Below are 18,806 nucleotides of genomic sequence, written 5' to 3'. Positions count from 1 at the left end.
AAGCGCTAGCAATCAACCCTCATGGGCTAAAAACTCAATGATCTGATCCATATTTAAGTTAAATTCATCGGCTCTGACACATTTCACTATCCGTTCGGTCTGCATCGATGATAAATCAATATTTTGTGCCAATTCGAATTGTTTAGGATCTAAACGATAGAAGGCCTTCACCTTCGGGCGAACTGGATCTTGTAAATTATGACTCTCAACAATGGCTAATCTGTTCGAATCAAGCTGAACCAGAGCCCCTACTGGATAAACCCCCATACACTGAATGAAATTATCAACCAAATTTATATCAAGTTGGTTATCTTTACTTAACTCTCTCAAAATACTAAAGGCTTTTACTTGAGAATAACCCTCTTTGTAGCAGCGACTCGATGTCAATGCATCAAAAATGTCACAGATGGAGATCATACGCCCATAGATAGAGATCTCATTAGACTTGACCTTGTTAGGGTATCCCTCACCGTTAAGCTTTTCATGATGTAATGCAGCGACTTCAAGACTTAATGCACTAACACCTGGGGTCTTCTTAATCACATTAATAGAGTGAGTGGCATGCGCTTTCATGATTTCAAACTCTTTATCTGTTAACTTCCCGGGCTTATTTAAAATGGCATCCGGGATCATAATTTTTCCCACGTCATGAAGAAATGCCCCGATGGCCAGCTGACTGACAATCTCTCTCTCAAACTTCATATGAAAAGCAAACATAGTGAGCAGTACAGATACAGCAATAGAGTGTTCTAGTAAGTACTCATCCTTATGGCGGATGTTAAGTACGCATGCAAGAGCATCTGGGTTTTCAAAGATCATATCAATAGATTCATCGGTGATCTTACATACAGATTGAAGATCAAGTGCATGACCATTTTTTGCTGCATGAAACAGTTTTTTCTGAATACCTTTAGACTCGTCAAAAACCGATCTAGCTTGGGTAATTTGTTGTGTAAAAGAAGGAACGACTATTTCTATAATCTGAGGAGAGATCACCGAAGGTTCTCGAGTCTTACTCATGTCGATAAGAAGTCGCTGCACTCCTTTATTCCTTAGCCCTTCAATAACACGCTCACTATCCAACCAACTGGGCTTAGTAAGGTGAAACTTTCCTTTCGGGTAGGTAATGTCCAGAACGTACATGCCAACACGAACATTAGAGATATCTTGCTCGACAATCATATGTTGAAACCCTATTTCCTAAAGCAAAACCTCCGACTCTCGATACGAAAATTGATTCGAGACAATCAGATTTAAATTATGGTTTACAAACTGATCAAAGACCAGCCTTCACCTGTAGCTATATCCTCATACAAAAACGCCAGCATCCTAACACAAGAATATTAGCCTTACGTTAGCCAGAATCAATCTATCTCTTAATATTGTTATATAACTACAGATTAAACAATATATCAGCGCGTGAATAAGGTAAAAGCAGCTATCCCACAGATACTCAGAGTCAAGATAACCATTAGATGGATGACGTTTTTACTACGGCAAGATCATGATAAATTGAACTAGAACACAGGTTGCCCCTTTAAAACGACGCAAATGAATTCATTTACTCTGATCTATTGCACGTAAGTAACACAATCCCAGATCTTAACTCCTTCCCGCCACTGTCTTTAGCACCTATATCAGATTAACTCGACAGCAATATCAGTTCATCCGTCGTGAAAAACAACCTAACTAACAGATATTATCATCGAATCAGTTAAAAACTTTAATTAACACAATCAATAGATTAAAAAATACAATCGTATATTTCACAACTTTTCACATAGATTCAAGACTCTTCAAACCAAGTTTATTTATATGAAGTTGAAACGTTAGAAGTATGTTTCATACCATAACTATAAGAAAGATAAATACAGTGATTGATTGTGTGGAATGCGGTGGTTTGAGTCCTATTAACCTAATGGACAAAACGTTTTCAGACATAAAATCCGGTTCAATTATGGCCTCTTACAAGTAATAAATTGGGTAGACCATTTTAATAGAATGATCTGCTCCGAACGCTAATTTGTACATGAGAAAAATGATAAGAACATGGAGTACACAATGAAGATCCACAAGAAAACCCGATTAGGCACAGCGATTAAACATGCCATTGTTGTTGGTGCTGTTGTTATGCCAATGACCAGTTTTGCTGTTGAAGAAAGCGAAACGACACCAAGCATCAATACCGACGAAGTCGAAACCATTCAGGTTAGAGGGATTAGAGGCAGTGTCGTTAAATCTCTTAACACTAAACGCTACTCAAATTCAGTCGTCGATGCCGTCACCTCAGAAGATATTGGCAAGTTTCCAGATCAAAACGTCGCAGAATCTCTACAACGGGTTACCGGAGTATCAATCACACGTAATTTTGGTGAAGGCGAACGTGTCAGCATACGAGGGACAACAGAGAGCCAAAACAGAACCCTGTTAAACGGCCAAGCCGTTGGCTCAGCAGACTGGTGGACCAACTCTCCTGCCAACCGTGGATTTAACTACACAATGTTACCGTCTGAGATCGTATCCGGTTTAGAAGTATATAAATCTCCTGAGGCTGATATTGATGAAGGGTCTATCGGTGGTACTGTTATCGTCAGAACCCGCAAGCCTCTTGAGCTTGAATCAAATAGGTTTGCTGGCTCAGCACTCGCCCAATATAGTGAGATATCTGGTGAGACAGACCCACAACTGTCCGGCATGTATAGCTGGAAAAATGAAGATGAAACATTCGGTGCTCTTATCTCTGTTGTCAGACAAAAACGTAATCTAAGACGCGATGGGATCGAAGCATGGAGTTGGACAGATAGAGATATCACCCTAGAAGATGGCACAGTACATAAAGATGTCTACAGTCCAGGCGGTGGTGGCTCAGCCATGTTCCAACAAGAGCGAGTACGAACGGGTGTAAACCTCAGCTTACAGTATCGCCCGACATCAAACTTAGATATGACATTCAATGCACTAGATTCGACTCTTGAAGCTGATAATGTGAACCAAAATTTCCTTTGGCTCCCAGGTTACGGTGGTTCCCAATACACCTCAGTCAACCTTATCGAACACCCAGAAGTGGGCACCATGCTCACTGGTGGAACTTTAGGATTATCACCCACTGGCGATAATATCTTAGATGAAACTAAAATCAGAAACTCTAAGCTAAAAACCAAGTCTTACGATTTAAAAGTGGATCATATTGGTGATATTTGGAGCTCAAGCGTTCATTTAGGTTATACCGAAGGTACAGGTGGTTCTCAAGCTGACCGAAGTGTTGGTTGGGGAGGAAACTATGTTAATAGCTTCGACACCTCTTCAACACGGGATGTCAAAACGCATTATGGCGCGAACCCTGCCGATGGTAAAAAGTGGGATCTTAGTTTCCTTCGCTACGACAGAAACCACGCAAAAGATGATGAGTTCTATATTCAAGCCGATTTTGAGCGTGACATCGATCTTGCCATATTCAATAAAATAAAATTTGGGGCAAAGTATCGTGACCATTCACGTTTCAATACCAAAGAGACTACAAATGCACGCACCGATTTAGGCTGGAATTTAGCGAATTATTCATTACCTATGCCATCAGATTTTCTTGAACATCAAGGTTCAAGCGGTACATTAAAAGATTACGCCATTACAGACGCAAACAAGGTTCGCAGTGAAGGTGATGCATTAAATTGGAATTATCGCACCTTAGAAGCAAGTACTTTTGATATAGGTGAGAAGATTTATGCGGCTTATATCAAAGCCGACATTGATGTTGAATACTTAAGAGGTAATGTGGGAATACGCATAGTCCAAACTAACCAATCTTCCTCAGCCTTTGTTGGTGAAGAGGGACAAGGCGTATGGACCACTCAAGACAAAGATTATCTGGAAATTCTGCCAAGTTTAAACTTAGCCGTCGATCTCGATGACGATCTTGTCTTAAGAATGAGTGCATCTAGAGTCATGGCTCGTCCAAACTATGTGGATATCACCTCATCAACCTCATACAACATAGAAACAAAAACAGGTGTTGGCGGAAACCCTGACATTGATCCTTACCTTGCTACTCAGTTTGACCTAGGACTTGAATGGTACTTCAGTGAAGCTGGCATCGTCTCGGCCATGTTATTTCACAAAGATATCCAATCCTTTATTGAGCAGAAAGGCAAACTTGAGATCCATGAAAACACAGAGATCTTAGTTAATCGCCCAGTCAATGGTAACGGTGGCACAATCATGGGCTTAGAGCTAGGTTATCAGCAGGAGTTTTTCGAGGATTTTGGTATCTCAGCTAACTACACGTTTGTTGATGGCGAAGCAAAAGATGAAGCAGGCAATGATGTCACCATCCCCGGCAACTCAGAACACACGGTTAATTTAAGCTCTTATTATGAACATGAAAGCTTTAGTGGCCGGATATCTTACAACTACCGCACAGGATACGACACAGGGTTAGGCTGGCCTGGTTACATTGATGATTACGGTCAACTCGATGCCAATATCAGCTATCAAATCACCGAGAATATCACCCTTGTCCTCGAAGCAATTAACTTAACTGATGAACAAACCTTTAGTTATCAACAAAAAGGAGTAGAGCAAGCCCTAACCGGTCTCTACGCCGATGGCAGACGTTTCGTCACTGGAGTACGTTTTAATTTCTAGCACAAACCTTTTATCCCCTTTAGATATTTAAAGGGGTAACCAAACACCCAGGAGTGGACTTCCCTTCCACACATCCTTGGTTACACGGGTTTTAGCGTCATGTCTAAAACCCGTGGCTCTTTTTTATTCTGCTATATCCATAAAAAGGCCAATAACGCCGAGTTTAAATACAATTAATCAAGCATTAGCTAATTAAACACAGTAGAATAGTAAACATAAAACAACTACTTTGTTAACATTCTTAGAGCTATAACAGCAATAAACAGGTCTAAACCTCAATGGCTCCAATGATTAGTCGATAACCTTACGACAACGATGAAATTTTATCTCTCGATTATTATTTTTTTATCGCTGATATTCTCTTCAACCCCCAGAGCGGACTTGTTGTCGGCAACACTTGAGTACAATAAAGGTAACTACCTCTCCGCCTACCAAGAATTTCAACGACTGGCCAAATTGGGCAACCAAGACGCAATATTTAATATTGGCGTCATGTACCTTCACGGCCAAGGGGTCGGAAAAAGTTTAACTTCAGCACATTCATGGTTTCTTCTTGCTGCTGACTTTGGTGTCGAAGAGGCGCGCTCAGCTGCAAGACTCATAGAGGTGGAAGTTAACGATCCAACAAGCTTAGAAAGCCACTACCAAACATTAAACCAGAATTTTGGCTATTCAATCTTTAGCCGTGATCTGCAACCTGTATTCAGTCCTGAACAATATACCAATGATCAACAGCCAAAACGCATCTATACCCTTGATGCAAAATATCCACAAGAAGCCTATGAAAAAGGGCAAGAGGGCTGGGTCTGGTTAGATTTTGATATTGATGAATCCGGCGCCGTAAAAGATGTCGAGATTTTAGACGCTTTCCCTGACAACACGTTTAACCGCGCAATTTACAACGCTGTACGCCGCTGGCGTTATGAGCCCTATATCGTCAACGGTAAAACGCAAACTTACCGTAATCGTTCGCTGATTTATCACTTCACCACCTTTAAAGGCAAGCGCTACAAAGAAAGCTTTGCCAGTCAAAAACGAGAATATCAAAAGAAAATCAGTCAGCTGATTGAAAGTGCGGAACAAGGCAATGCTATCGTTCAATATTATATTGCTAACTGGATGGTTGCCGATGAACACAACGCCACACGTCTACTGAAGTTTCATTGGAGTGATGAAAACGCAGGTTCTCAACTGCTGCTCTCCTCTGCCAGTAATGGTTACTCCAACTCACAATATCGACTCGGTTCGAGCTTATTAAGAGGTGAATATACCCAAGCTAACCGAGAAAAAGGGTTGAACTGGATCCTGCTTGCAGCCCAAGGCGGATTTGTTCACGCTCAATACCGACTCGCAAGAGAACTGCTGGATAAGCGACATGTTGAATTTGATATCGAAAAATCTCAACGTTGGATGATAGCCGCCGCAGACAGTGGTCACTTTAGGGCCATACGAGACATGGTGGTTCAAAGCGTTGACAATAAAAGCTTCACCGCGGCACTGAAATACTTGAAGCTCGGGCTAATACAAGATGATTCTCATCCTGATCTACTCCTAGCTCAAGCAAAGATTCTTAAGCATCAAGGGCAAACTTCTTTAGCGACTAAAAATGCAAAACAAGCCTTAAAGGAAGCTAAGAGTCGAGGTTGGTATACGCAGGAGATAAGCCAATATTTGCAAGGTTTGAAGTAATACCTTCTTCTATTGACTGGTATAATGCCAACCAATATCAAACTCCCCTTTTCCCCCTAACAGCCAGCTTATTATTGATCTGTATCGATTTTCCTTTGCAGTAAAATATCGGTCTCAACATTTTCAACTTTAGAATAAACCACCCGCTTACCGTCATCGGATGCACTGATGTTGAGTGTCAGGTGAAATTCCTGCTCATGATTGCCAATATGACTAATGAAGCGGTTATGATTGGTATCAAACTCATAATAATAGAGCTTTAAAAGTAAGCCTTGTCGCACCACATAATAGATCCCTTCATCAATAATTGCCGGACGATACAAGCTTAGCGAAGGTTGCAGATCGTATACCCCTAGTTCAGGTGCTAAATTTAACGCTAAAAAATCGGTAATCTTGTTAGAGTAATGAATAAAGGACGGATTAAGCGTTTTAATCAACTCAAGCTCACCTTGGCTCGTGCTCGCTTGTTTATCATCTTCAACAATCGGTGTTGACGTGCCCAACTGCAAATTGTATTGCCATGATTGCCACTTGCCTTCATTAAACGCCGAGAAATTTATATGTTTACCATCTTGTGACCATACCACAGCATCTAGTTGCTCATAACCTGAGACGATTGGCACCATATGCCGACTATAGGTATTGATGAGATAAAGTTTATCTTCAGTATCCCCTAACAGAATATTCTCACCGTTTGGCGACCACAGTAGATAGTCTGGTTTGATATTTTCAGGCAGATTTGCCAGTAAACTAGCCGCTTTTTTGTGTTTATGCTTCAGCCAGATCTCAACATGACTTAGGCCATCTGCCGATCCCCGCTGGAAAGAGACAAACGCCATCTGATCGCCTTCTTTTGACATCGTTGGCAATATGTCAGTGCGAGCCGATGAAGAGACTTGTCGAGCTTTAACTTCACCAGATGATTCTGTCCGGCTAAAATCAATATTATAAAGATTCACATTCACTTGCCCCTCAGAGTAGGCCAATTGCTGTGTCACCCTATTCATATCGATATCAGGAATAAACCCCATCGGATTATGAACTACCTGACTCTCTCCATTAAGGGACATTAAGCGTAAACTGGTGTTGCCTAACCAGAAGCTCTCATTGATCTTATGCCATTTAAGTCCCCAATAATCTTGTTCACTACGATCAATGACTTCGCTATCTAAACTGACTAAATCTACCAACTTTAACTCGAACCATTTTTGATGTTTCTCGACCAACAACATCAACAAATTCTCTTTATCGATATCCATCAACAGAGGATTAAACTGAGGCAGATCTTGCTGCTCGACTATCTGTGGCAACGCATCAGTAGATAGGATTACTTTGGTTAAAATGGCTTGGTTATCTCGCCATCTGCGTCGATATAAAGTATCCGACGAAACCCAGTGCATCTTCTGTCTGCTATAGCCAGGTTCACAATCACTCAAATGGCGATCAGGACTTAAACGCCATGTTTCAACGGGCGTCGAAACCGACATAATACGGACATCACAGCTGATCGGGTCATGTCGATAATAGATAAGCCACAGACTATCAGGAGACCACTCTGGCGCCTCTTCACTGTATCCTGTGTTCTTTATGGAATGAATGGTTTCTGTTTGAGCGTCATAAACAACCAGATCCATCTGACTGCGATTTTCTGAAATCTGGCTGAAAGCCAAATAACGTCCATCAGGAGAGTAACGAAGAAAGCCTTCAGGACCTGGCACTGAAGTTAATCGGGTTTCATATTCATAGGTGGGCAGAGATAGACTAGGTTTGGTTAATTGAAATAAGCTGAACATCAACCCCATGCCTAAAACAATACCCAAGATGGCCATCATCGATTTTGAAGTTCGTTTAACAACACCCAGTTCTGCTGAAACCTCTGGCGTTTTAAGCGCTTCAACGCTGGCAATAAGTTGGTAACCGACACGAGGTACGGTTCGAATAAATCGAGGGGTACCTTTGTCATCCTGAAGTGACTTTCTTAACTGGGTGATAGCCTGAGAAACAGAGTTGTCACTGACGATGGTGTCATGCCATAACTCATCCATAATCAGATGACGTGATACAGCTTCGCCATGGTGCTTGATGAGTAATTTAAGCAGGGCAAGCTGCCTAGCCTCAATCTCGAGCCATTCTCCATCAATCAAGAATTTAAGCGCGACAAAGTCGACCTCTATCTCATTGACCTTTACTTTATCGGAACAACTTAACGACATTTAAGCACTAAAAACGATGTTAACCATTGGTTAATTACAATAACACAGAGTAGTATGGAACTGTGCATATTCTAAGTTGCTGTATTAGTTATATCAATAATAAATATGACCACTAAAAATATACCACTTAGCGTCCGTTAAAGGGAGAACGGACTCTGACAAACAAAAGACTAAATATAACTAAAAATATTAATTAGTTAGCCAGAAACCACAATATCATTATTGCAGTGTTTTTTAATTTTATCTCTGGCTAGAAGTGTAATATCAGGATATGACTATGAGCATCTCATCTCTGCGCTACCTACTCCCTGTGTTGTTACTCCCTGTAACAACTCTGAACGCCTACGCCAATCAACCTAGCACTGAAAACAGTCATGCTGATTCACTGGAGAAAATTCAAATCCGGGGTATTCGTGGCAGTATCGTTAAATCGATCAATACCAAACGTAACAGCGTTTCGGTACTCGATGCCATTACCGCTGAAGATATCGGCAAATTTCCCGATAAAAACGTGGCAGAATCCCTTCAACGTATCACAGGGGTGTCCCTTACTCGGGTTCAGGGAGAAGGAGAGAGAGTGGGCGTTCGAGGAACCGCACCGAGCCAGAATCAAACCTATATCAATGGTCAAAGCATCGCCTCGGCTGACTGGTGGATCTCATCACAACCTAATCGTGGTTTTAATTACACTATGCTCCCCTCTGAGCTTGTCAGCTCATTAGAGGTTTATAAAGCACCTGAAGCCGACCATGACGAAGGCTCACTCGGTGGCTCCATCAATATCAAAACCCGTAAGCCGCTAGAAACAGAAAATAATATGTTTGTTGGCACCGCTCAGATGCAATACAGCGAAACCTCTGAAAAAACTGATCCCCAATTTTCTTTACTTTATAACTGGATTAATGAAGACAACAACTTTGGCGCGCTTGTCTCTCTTATACGCCATGAAAGACATTTAAGACGTGATGGTCTTGAATCTTGGGGTTGGGCTGAACGTGATTACAATATTGATGCACAAGGCAGCTTGTCTGAAACTCAGCAAGAAGATGCAGATCTTAAAGATATATGGAGCCCAGGCGGTGGTGGCAGTGCTGTATTCGAACAACACAGAATCCGTTCAAGTGCCATGCTCTCTTTGCAATACCAGCCTAATCTTGATTGGAATATCGAGTTTCAAACCCTCTACTCTCAGCTAGATGCCAATAACCGCAACCAAAATTTCCTTTGGCAACCCAGTACGGTTTACGGCAGAGGCGGTAAAGTCAGTGACTATCAGATCCAAGATGACACCTTAACCTCCGCCACTTATAGCCAAGTGCCCAACGATAACCCAAGCGGACGTCCCTTTAGTACTGCCATGGAAGCCATTTGGCGTGAATCAAAAATAGAAACCAATATCTACCACCTTTTGCTAGAACATGAATTCGATTATTGGAAAAGTCAGTATCAAATTGGCTATACCCGTGCCAGTGGAGGGACTAATGGCGACTTTACCTCTCAATGGTCAGCCAATACCGATTTTAGCGTCAACACGCAAACGGCAAAAGATATTCAAACACACTACAGCACGTCACCTTTACAAGCTGACGCATGGGCCATCAGTGAAGTGAGAAAGGATTCACATAATTCCGTTGATGATGAGTTGTTCGCCCAACTGGATTTTGAATATCAACTTGATAGAGAATTTATCGACTCCATCAAATTTGGAACCAAATATAAACGACACACACGAGACTTTATTCGTTTCCGTTCTCGCAATGGTGGCTATCAAGGACTCGCTGGTGATTTAGGCTGGACACTCGCCGACTTTCCCGCCGCATTCCCAAGCGACTACCTAAAGGGAGTTGGCTCCAAAAACACCCTCAAAGATTATGCTTTTGCCGATACCGATGCACTAAATTCAGCCTATAGTGAACTTAACTTTATTCAAACAGAGGAGAAACCAAGCAGCTTCGATATCACTGAGAACAGTTACGCTGGCTACACTAAAGTGAACTTCTCAGGTGAGAGCTACCGAAGTAATATTGGCGTTCGAGTGGTTCATACTCAGCAAACCGCCTCCGCTTATCAGCAAACCCCAACAAATGATGCTCAACAACTTGACTACCTCTGGACGACATCTGATAAAAGTTACACTGATGTGTTACCTAGTATCAATATCGCCATGGATTGGCGAGAGGATCTGGTCTTTAGAGTTGCCGCATCTAAAGTCATGTCTCGTCCTGAATATCATCATCTAATGCCATCGACAAATTACAATGTCACCCAAGCCCAAGGCGCTGGCGGAAACCCAGATCTCGATCCATTTAGAGCCACCAAATTTGATGTTGGCCTCGAATGGTATTTCGATGAAGCCGCCCTATTTTCAATTGCAGGCTTCCAGAAAGATGTAAAATCTTTCATCGATATCCAAAGGTATCAAGAGGAGTATGAAAACATAGAGATGATCATTAACCGCCCAGTCAATGGCAGTGGTGGCACAATCAGAGGCCTTGAGTTGAGTTGGCAACAAGAGATCATTTATGGCCTCGGCATCATAGCCAACTACACCTATATTGACGGCAAACGCAAAGATTTAGAAACAGGCGAAAATATAAAGATACCGGGTCATTCCGATCATACAGCAAATTTAACCACTTACTTTGAGAATGATTGGCTTAGTACTCGTCTCTCCTACAACTATAGAACTGACTTTGCCACGGGGATTGGTGAAGAGATCAGTGACGATATCGGCCAATTAGATGTGAATTTATCTCTGATGCTCACCGAGCATGTGTCGCTGGTATTTGAAGGCATAAACCTCACTGATGAGATCATTTACACCTATGAGCGTAACCAATACGCTCCTGTCGGGGTCTATCGAAATGGACGACGTTTTTACGCTGGCGCCAGATTATCCTTTTAATGGGCTAGAGTGAGGGCTGTAAAGGCTGCTACGCAATCCCTTTTGCGGCCTTTACTGGCATGCTACAATCACTTTTTTGAAATCTTATTTAGATAGAGACTTATGAAACAACTGCTCGATTTTCTCCCCTTAGTGATATTTTTTGCTGTCTATAAAATGTTTGATATCTATGTAGCCAGTGGTGCCCTTATTACTGCTACCGCGTTGCAGCTTATCGTGATATACGCTCTGTATAAGAAAATTGAAAAAATGCACCTCATCACGTTTGTGATGGTGACTTTTTTTGGCACACTTACATTAGTATTTCATGATGACAGCTTTATCAAATGGAAAGTCACCGTGGTTTATGCCCTATTCGCTATTGCTTTAGGTGTTAGCCAACTCATCAACAAACCAATACTTAAGAGTATGTTAGGTAAAGAACTCATTGTTCCCGATAGAATATGGGCTCATGTCACTTGGTATTGGGTGAGTTTCTTTCTTGCATGTGGTCTTATCAATATCTATGTTGCCTTTAGCCTGTCACAGGAAACCTGGGTTAACTTCAAAGTCTTTGGCTTAACCGCACTCACCTTGATTAACACCGTGATCACGGTCATTTATCTCTTTAAAAATATGCCTGAAGAACATAAAAAAGAACTCAACAAGTAAATCTACTTACCAGAACTTGTCCATAATGGTCCAGCCAACTAGGGCCATTGATTGACACTAAAAATCTAGATTTCGTTGCATAAAAAGGAATTAACCATGTGGTATATGATCTCCTCCCAAGATGTTGACAATAGCCTAGAAAAACGTCTGGCCGCACGTCCAGAGCATCTAGAGCGTCTGCAACAACTTGCCGATAATGGACGTTTATTAATCGCAGGGCCTCACCCTGCCATTGACAATGAAAACCCGGGAGATGCGGGTTTCACAGGCTCACTTGTGGTTGCCGATTTTGAGTCTCTGATTGAAGCGAAAGCCTGGGCCGATGTCGATCCTTATATCGCAGCAGGCGTTTATGAGAAAGTGATCGTTAAACCCTTTAAACGTGTTCTGCCATAACACTGGAGCTCCTATTCATGAAAATAGTCTCATTTAACATCAACGGTATTCGCGCTAGATTACATCAATTGCAAGCGCTCATTGATGCCCACCAGCCAGATGTCATTGGCCTACAAGAAACCAAAGCTCATGATGAGGTTTTCCCCGTCGCCGACGTTGAAGCCATGGGTTACAAAGTTCACTATCACGGTGGCAAAGCTCACTATGGTGTGGCGATGATGTCTAAGCTTGAACCAGTGAAAGTTCAAAAAGGCTTTCCAACCGATGAAGACGATGCTCAGCGCCGCATGATCATGGGCACATTCACCCAAGAGAATGGCCGTCCGTTAACCGTCTTAAACGGTTACTTTCCTCAGGGCGATAATATCAGCCACGAGACCAAGTACCCTGCTAAACGTAAATTCTACCAAGATTTAATGATATACCTCAATGAAAACCACACTCCTGATGAAGATATCGCCATCATCGGCGACATTAATATCTCACCAGTGGATCTTGATATTGGTATTGGTGAACCCAACGCTAAACGTTGGCTTAAAACCGGCAAATGTAGCTTCCAACCTGAAGAGCGTGAATGGCTTAAAACCCTGATGGATTGGGGATTGGTTGATACATTCCGCGAACTGCACCCAGAGCGCACCGAGCGTTATTCTTGGTTTGATTATCGCAGTAAAGGTTTCGATGATAACCGCGGCCTGCGTATCGACGTGGTATTGGCAACCAAATCATTAGTTGAACGTCTGGTTGAATCTGATGTGGATTACGAACTGCGTGGCATAGAGAAGCCATCAGATCACGCGCCGATCTGGAGCAGTTTTAAATAATCACCTTCTCTTTTATTAATAACAAAACGCCAACTCACTGAGTTGGCGTTTTTAATTAAGCAGTCCAAACAAAGGAGGCAGTTACATTAATCCTCTTGCTCTTTTTTAACCGTCTCTAACTTGGCTTTGTGATCTAACTCGTGTGCTGGCATCTCTTTATTGTCACTCTTAAGGTAATGATCCATCCAGCGCATCAGACGTAAGTGATAGTCATACTGAGCCGCCGCCTTACGGTTACCATGGCCTTCACCTGGGTAGTAAACTAGACGCACATCTTTACCCTGCACTTTCATGTAGCGATAAAGCTCCATAGATTGAGCTGGGTGAACGCGTGGGTCATCTTTACCGTGCATAATCAGCAGTGGTGTCTCTGACTGACCAGCCCAGTAAATAGGGCTGCGCTCCAAGTACCATTGCCACTTATCCCAAGGGTAAGAGCGAGCGTGAACCAGGTGCATCTCATTGGAGATATCGGTAGTACCAAACTTAGATAACTGGTTGGTCACACCGACAAACATTACACTGGCGGCAAAGTGTTTCGTCAGTTTCGTTGCAGCCCAAGCCGAAGCGTAACCGCCATATGAACCACCGGTAATCCCCACTTTGCTACTATCGACTAAGCCCATATCCACTAAATGGTCTTTAAATTCGACTAAGTCATCGAACTCTTTACCGGCATAATCATTTTGGCCAAGTTTAGAGTAATCAACCCCCTTACCTGTACTGCCACGGTAATTGGGATAAAACACAACGTAGCCTTGAGTAGCACCAAGCTGACCCGGACGTGAGTAGTTGGTTAGCCAGCCATCTTTATCATGACTCTCTGGACCACCGTGTACCGACATGATTAACGGGTAACGTTGACCTTTCTTATAATCCAGCGGGTAAATAAGCACACCACCAATTTCGACACCGTCTTTCGCTTTAAACGAAATCGACTCTTGCTTAGCGAAACGCTTATCATCAAGCCAAGGGTTAGAGTTACTTACCCGTGTAGCCTTATGATTACTGTCGTGCAGTAGATACACTTCATTCGGATGCTTATCGGTATTAGCTCGCAGTGCAAGGGTGTTATCTGAGTCTGAAATGCTCAATTGAGAAGCGATAAACTGACCCGCTTTAACCACTTTTTTATACTTATTACTACCGGGTTTGATTAAACCAACAACCGAATCAGTATCTATGTTAGTGATAAAATAGAGCTCATTTTCACTATTTTTCCACTCAAAATCACTTACGTGACCTAAGTGATTTGGCAGCCACTCGCTAATCTTACCTGTGTTAGTTTCCGCAAGGAACAGACGACCCGCAGCGGGGTCGTGCTTATCTTCAGCACCTAGAATAGCAACATATTGACCATCATGGGAAAACTCGGCATCCCCTAGTTTGCCTTCGGTGATAAACGAAGTAACCACTTCTTGCTTCGCGACATTAACGATATGCCACTGAGACTTCATATATTGATCATCAATCAGCGCAGTTGGCTGTGTCTTAACTAAAAGCTGCTCACCATTAGCTGACCACTGCACATCTGACACATAATCTTCTATATTCCAAGCTACGGGTGTAAGTGGCTTATCATTGACTGCAAGATCAATAACGAACAGTTGCTTATTGGTTAGATTCTCTTCATAGATCTCAGCCATAAAGCCAAGTTTTTCAAGCTCCTCTATACTTTTATCTTTAGCTGGCTTGGCAATGATAGCGATCTGCTTGCCATCCTGACTTAAAGCATAACTTGCCACATCAGTTTGTTTCAACTCGATGGTCTTTTGAGCTTCGCCACCATTAAATGGGATCTGATAAAGTGCGGTAAACTTGTCTTCATCCATCTTAGCGAGGAAGTAGATCATACTGCCATCGGCAGACCATTGAATGTTATTAACGGTCACTGAACCTGTGACATAAGGACGTTCAACCCCTTTATCATCAACAAGGTAGAGTTCGGCCCAATGTAGACCATTCTCCTCTTTGTAAATCTCACGGGGTACATTGCGAGTAAAAGCGACACTGTCGCCTGATGGGCTCACTTGGGCCTGAGCTACTTGTTGCAGACCTACGACCTCTTCAGCGGTTAAGATATTGCTAGCGCTAGCAGTGAAACTAAACAAGCCAAGGGATATAGCAAGGGCGTGTTTAACAGTACTTAACTGTCTCTTCATAGTGTATTGTAACTCCAATCTATTAATTTTCTTGTTATTGTTATTTTGTTGTTCTCGTCAAGCATGAGCACAGCATTATAAAACCATACACAGCAAAACGTAAACAAGTGTCGATTAGATTTAACCTTAACGATTCACTATGAATTGAGCCTGAAAAGCGGATCCCTCTGCAGGTTAATCATTGAAGTAATTAAATACGCACCAAGCTAAACACCGATACTAATAGCAATTCTTTTGTTTAAACGTAACCGTGTACTCCTCAATCATCTGATCAATCAATGCCCCACAGTCAGGAATATCAAGGATCCCGGCGACACCATGACCCGCAGACCAAACATCTTGCCAGGCTTTCGACGAATCACTTCCTGTGGGGGTTAACTTGGCACCAAAATTCACATTGCCTGGATCAAGCAACGCCTGCATATCGTAGCCCGCGATCGCTAAACTCTGCTTCATAAAGTTTGAGTGCACCCCCGTCACTGCTGGAGTATGAATGACATCGGTAGAGGCTGAATCGATAATCATCTGCTTATGATCTTGGGGAGCACGACTTTGAAGGGTATTGATAAAACGCGTGCCAACATAGGCTAGATCCGCCCCCATCAACTCGGCGGCGCGCACTTGCTCTCCACGATTAATGCAGCCACCTAATAGTAAGGTTTTGTCCCAAAACTGACGAATAGCTTCCACTAATGAGAAGGGATTAATTGTCCCAGCATGACCACCAGCGCCGCCGCTCACAGCAATAATACCATCAACACCTACTTGGGCCGCTTTCAGGGCATGACGCTTAGTGGTTACATCATGAAAGACGACACCACCGTACCCATGTACGCAATCCACCACATCCTTTAACGCACCGAGCGCTGTAATAACTAAAGGCACCTTGTACTTAACGCACAGGGCTAAATCTGCTTTCAACCTGGGATTAGAATCGTGCACAATCAAGTTGACCCCATAGGGTGCGGGTTTATTGCCCGTTGTCAGCTCAAAATCCGCCAGAGCAGCGGTGATCTGCTGTAACCAACGCTCAAAATCCTCACTACTGCGTTGGTTCAAGGCGGGAAATGTACCTACAACGCCTTTTTTACATCCGGCGATCACAAGCTCTGGACCGGAGACGAGAAACATAGGGGCCATTACCACTGGGATGGATAAGCGTTCCTGCCATTGTATCGGTAACATAGTTAACTCCAAAATTGTGTCTACAGATCTTCTATGATTCGTGGGTCGCCAGCTGTATTATTAATTGTCGTCCTTTGACCTGATCGCCAGCACTGACATTGATACACTCCACCCGCCCATCAACACTCGCTTTAAGTGAATGCTCCATCTTCATCGCTTCGATAACTCCGACAAGATCCCCCGTTTTAATCTCATCACCAACGGCAACGTTCACCTCGACCACTACGCCATCCATAGGCGCAAGCACACGATCGCTACCATAGGTTTGTAGGCTCTTGCTTGAAAGCGTGAGATCGATAAACTCTAAATTGCCCATGTCACTTGTGAGCCAAAGTGACGGTGAGGATTTTTGATGACTGAACACGAAATAACGGCGCTTAATCACCCCTTGATACTCATACCTAACATTGGATTGAGTTAACTCAAGCACAGTGAGACTCTCTGACGGTTCACTGAGTTGCTCATCACGCGCGCTATCCACTCGCTTAGTCACGGTATAAGCCGTTTTAGCCGATGATAACCCTGTACCTTGTCCCCTTACATCCAGCCGAGCCACTGACAAGGTATATTCCCGCTCTGCGATAGCGAACTTGACGAACCTATCTCCCAAGTAGCTGGAATTAAAATCTTGTCCTTCACTCACTCTTTTTATATCGCTTTTGTCACGACCAACATTCATCAGCACAGCTGCCAGTATCAACTCCTCTTCAGTGACAACTTGCTCAGTCAGACTGACATCGCCCATAAACTCATCGGCCACAAAATGAGTACAAGCTTCCCCTTGAATAAAGATTTTATGCTGTAACAATTGACTTAAAAAAGCACGGTTATCCCGTAATCCCAATAGATGAGACTCCTGAACTAAACGCAATAACCGCCGCCTTGCTTGCTCGCGGTTATCGCCATAGGCGATAAATTTCGCCAACATAGGATCGTAAAATGCAGTGACGGTTCCCCCTTCACTGATCCCTGAATCGACACGGAGTCCCGCGAGCGGCAAGCCTGTTTGCTCATCTAGATTGGCGGGGCGCCATAACAAAACCTCTCCCGATTGCGGCATGAAGCCGTTAGCAGGATCTTCTGCATAAAGCCTGACCTCGATAGCATGACCTTTTATAGTTACCTGCTCTTGAGTAAAAGGCAGCGGCTCACCATTGGCTACACTCAACTGTAGCGCCACCAGATCAAGCCCTGTGATTAACTCGGTCACCGGATGTTCAACTTGTAAGCGAGTATTCATTTCTAAAAAGTAAAACTCACCACTAGGCTCCAGCAGAAACTCCACGGTGCCAGCACCAACATATTGGCAAGCTTTAGCTGCTAAAACTGCCGTTTGCCCTAACTTTTCCCTTAGCTGCGGCGATACCGACAGACTAGGGGCCTCTTCAATCACTTTTTGGTGACGTCGCTGCACCGAGCAATCACGCTCGGCCAAGTACACGGTATTGCCCTGGGTATCCGCTATGATTTGAATTTCGATATGACGGCAGCCAAACAGGGCTTTTTCCAGAATAAGTACTTCGCTACCAAATGCCGCCAACGATTCAGAACGCGCCGACTTTAGCCCATCGCTAAGTTCAGACATCTGGTTAACCAACTGCATACCACGACCGCCACCACCATTAGATGCCTTAATCATCAAAGGAAAACCTATGTTATCTGCCTCGACAATAAACGTATCGGTATCTTGAGCTTCCCCTTCATAGCCTGGAATGCAAGGCACTCCTGCCGCTATCATGGCGCGCTTTGACTCAGCTTTACTGCCCATCAACGCAATAGCACTACTGCCAGGACCGATAAAGACTAGGCCGGCATCCTGACAAGATTGAGCAAACTGCGCATTTTCAGACAAAAAACCATAACCTGGATGGACGGCATCTGCGCCACTCGCTCTCGCGGCTGCGAGTAATTTATCGCTATTGAGGTAACTGTCACTGACACTCGATGCACCGATATACACGGCTTCATCGGCCATTAACACATGTGGGGCTTGACTATCTGCATCGGAAAATACTGCAAGCGTTCGATAACCCAATGCTTTAGCCGTCTCGATAATCCGCACCGCTATTTCGCCTCTATTCGCGACTAAGATTTTATTAAACATAACATGACCTATATCCCATTGGGCTTATCACTGACG

11 protein-coding genes are annotated in these 18,806 nt (G+C 43.3%); 6 read left to right on the top strand and 5 right to left on the bottom strand.

Annotated elements, in window-relative coordinates; all coding sequences use genetic code 11:
- Positions 1 to 12: 12 nt before the first annotated feature.
- Positions 13 to 1,182: an HD-GYP domain-containing protein gene (locus tag HWQ47_RS10445; RefSeq protein WP_269971055.1), complete on the bottom strand. Its 1,170-nt coding sequence runs from the start codon at positions 1,180 to 1,182 to the stop codon at positions 13 to 15.
- A 954-nt stretch (positions 1,183 to 2,136) separates the two neighbouring features.
- Between HWQ47_RS10445 and HWQ47_RS10440 the strand changes: the two genes are divergently transcribed.
- Both HWQ47_RS10440 and HWQ47_RS10435 read left to right on the top strand, forming a co-directional pair.
- On the top strand, positions 2,137 to 4,641 hold the full coding sequence (locus tag HWQ47_RS10440; protein WP_442802045.1) for a TonB-dependent receptor: 2,505 nt from the start codon (positions 2,137 to 2,139) through the stop codon (positions 4,639 to 4,641).
- 315 nt (positions 4,642 to 4,956) lie between these two features.
- The gene (locus tag HWQ47_RS10435; RefSeq protein ID WP_269971053.1) at positions 4,957 to 6,330 is read left to right on the top strand and encodes a TonB family protein; all 1,374 of its coding nucleotides are present in this window, start codon (positions 4,957 to 4,959) and stop codon (positions 6,328 to 6,330) included.
- A gap of 71 nt (positions 6,331 to 6,401) precedes the next feature.
- On the opposite strand, the gene HWQ47_RS10430 is transcribed toward HWQ47_RS10435, so the two are convergent.
- Complete coding sequence (locus HWQ47_RS10430; RefSeq protein WP_269971052.1) at positions 6,402 to 8,543, bottom strand: winged helix-turn-helix domain-containing protein; 2,142 nt, start codon at positions 8,541 to 8,543, stop codon at positions 6,402 to 6,404.
- A gap of 277 nt (positions 8,544 to 8,820) precedes the next feature.
- Here HWQ47_RS10430 and HWQ47_RS10425 point away from each other — a divergent pair, with 277 nt between their 5' ends.
- From HWQ47_RS10425 to xthA, 4 genes are all read left to right on the top strand, one after another.
- A complete protein-coding gene (locus HWQ47_RS10425) occupies positions 8,821 to 11,448 on the top strand; it encodes a TonB-dependent receptor (protein WP_269971051.1) in 2,628 nt (875 codons plus the stop codon).
- Between the two features lie 102 nt (positions 11,449 to 11,550).
- On the top strand, positions 11,551 to 12,099 hold the full coding sequence (locus tag HWQ47_RS10420) for a septation protein A (RefSeq protein WP_269971050.1): 549 nt from the start codon (positions 11,551 to 11,553) through the stop codon (positions 12,097 to 12,099).
- Positions 12,100 to 12,195: 96 nt separating this feature from the next.
- Positions 12,196 to 12,495, top strand: coding sequence for a YciI family protein (locus HWQ47_RS10415; RefSeq protein ID WP_269971049.1), 300 nt, complete (start codon positions 12,196 to 12,198; stop codon positions 12,493 to 12,495).
- 17 nt (positions 12,496 to 12,512) lie between these two features.
- Positions 12,513 to 13,319 carry an exodeoxyribonuclease III gene (xthA, locus tag HWQ47_RS10410; RefSeq protein WP_269971048.1) on the top strand — a complete coding sequence of 269 codons (807 nt, stop codon included), beginning with the start codon at positions 12,513 to 12,515 and terminating at the stop codon, positions 13,317 to 13,319.
- 86 nt (positions 13,320 to 13,405) lie between these two features.
- On the opposite strand, the gene HWQ47_RS10405 is transcribed toward xthA, so the two are convergent.
- From HWQ47_RS10405 to HWQ47_RS10395, 3 genes are all read right to left on the bottom strand, one after another.
- Entirely contained in the window at positions 13,406 to 15,481 is a 2,076-nt protein-coding gene (locus tag HWQ47_RS10405) for an alpha/beta hydrolase family protein (protein ID WP_269971047.1), read from the bottom strand.
- Between the two features lie 219 nt (positions 15,482 to 15,700).
- The gene (locus HWQ47_RS10400) at positions 15,701 to 16,666 is read right to left on the bottom strand and encodes an NAD(P)H-dependent flavin oxidoreductase (RefSeq protein WP_269971046.1); all 966 of its coding nucleotides are present in this window, start codon (positions 16,664 to 16,666) and stop codon (positions 15,701 to 15,703) included.
- 31 nt (positions 16,667 to 16,697) lie between these two features.
- On the bottom strand, positions 16,698 to 18,770 hold the full coding sequence (locus HWQ47_RS10395; RefSeq protein WP_269971045.1) for an acetyl/propionyl/methylcrotonyl-CoA carboxylase subunit alpha: 2,073 nt from the start codon (positions 18,768 to 18,770) through the stop codon (positions 16,698 to 16,700).
- Positions 18,771 to 18,806 lie beyond the last annotated feature (36 nt).

Origin of the sequence: Shewanella sp. MTB7, from assembly GCF_027571385.1 — a bacterium.
GTDB lineage: Bacteria > Pseudomonadota > Gammaproteobacteria > Enterobacterales > Shewanellaceae > Shewanella.
Note: the sequence above shows the minus strand (reverse complement) of the source record. Positions and strands in the feature narration are given on the sequence as shown.

Coding starts and splice junctions, on each gene's coding strand:
- xthA (WP_269971048.1), top strand. CDS start 12,513: ATGAAAATAGTCTCATTTAACATCAACGGTATTCGCGCTAGATTACAT.
- HWQ47_RS10420 (WP_269971050.1), top strand. CDS start 11,551: ATGAAACAACTGCTCGATTTTCTCCCCTTAGTGATATTTTTTGCTGTC.
- HWQ47_RS10405 (WP_269971047.1), bottom strand. CDS start 15,481: ATGAAGAGACAGTTAAGTACTGTTAAACACGCCCTTGCTATATCCCTT.
- HWQ47_RS10445 (WP_269971055.1), bottom strand. CDS start 1,182: ATGATTGTCGAGCAAGATATCTCTAATGTTCGTGTTGGCATGTACGTT.
- HWQ47_RS10425 (WP_269971051.1), top strand. CDS start 8,821: ATGAGCATCTCATCTCTGCGCTACCTACTCCCTGTGTTGTTACTCCCT.
- HWQ47_RS10415 (WP_269971049.1), top strand. CDS start 12,196: ATGTGGTATATGATCTCCTCCCAAGATGTTGACAATAGCCTAGAAAAA.
- HWQ47_RS10435 (WP_269971053.1), top strand. CDS start 4,957: ATGAAATTTTATCTCTCGATTATTATTTTTTTATCGCTGATATTCTCT.
- HWQ47_RS10440 (WP_442802045.1), top strand. CDS start 2,137: ATGACCAGTTTTGCTGTTGAAGAAAGCGAAACGACACCAAGCATCAAT.
- HWQ47_RS10430 (WP_269971052.1), bottom strand. CDS start 8,543: ATGTCGTTAAGTTGTTCCGATAAAGTAAAGGTCAATGAGATAGAGGTC.
- HWQ47_RS10395 (WP_269971045.1), bottom strand. CDS start 18,770: ATGTTTAATAAAATCTTAGTCGCGAATAGAGGCGAAATAGCGGTGCGG.
- HWQ47_RS10400 (WP_269971046.1), bottom strand. CDS start 16,666: ATGTTACCGATACAATGGCAGGAACGCTTATCCATCCCAGTGGTAATG.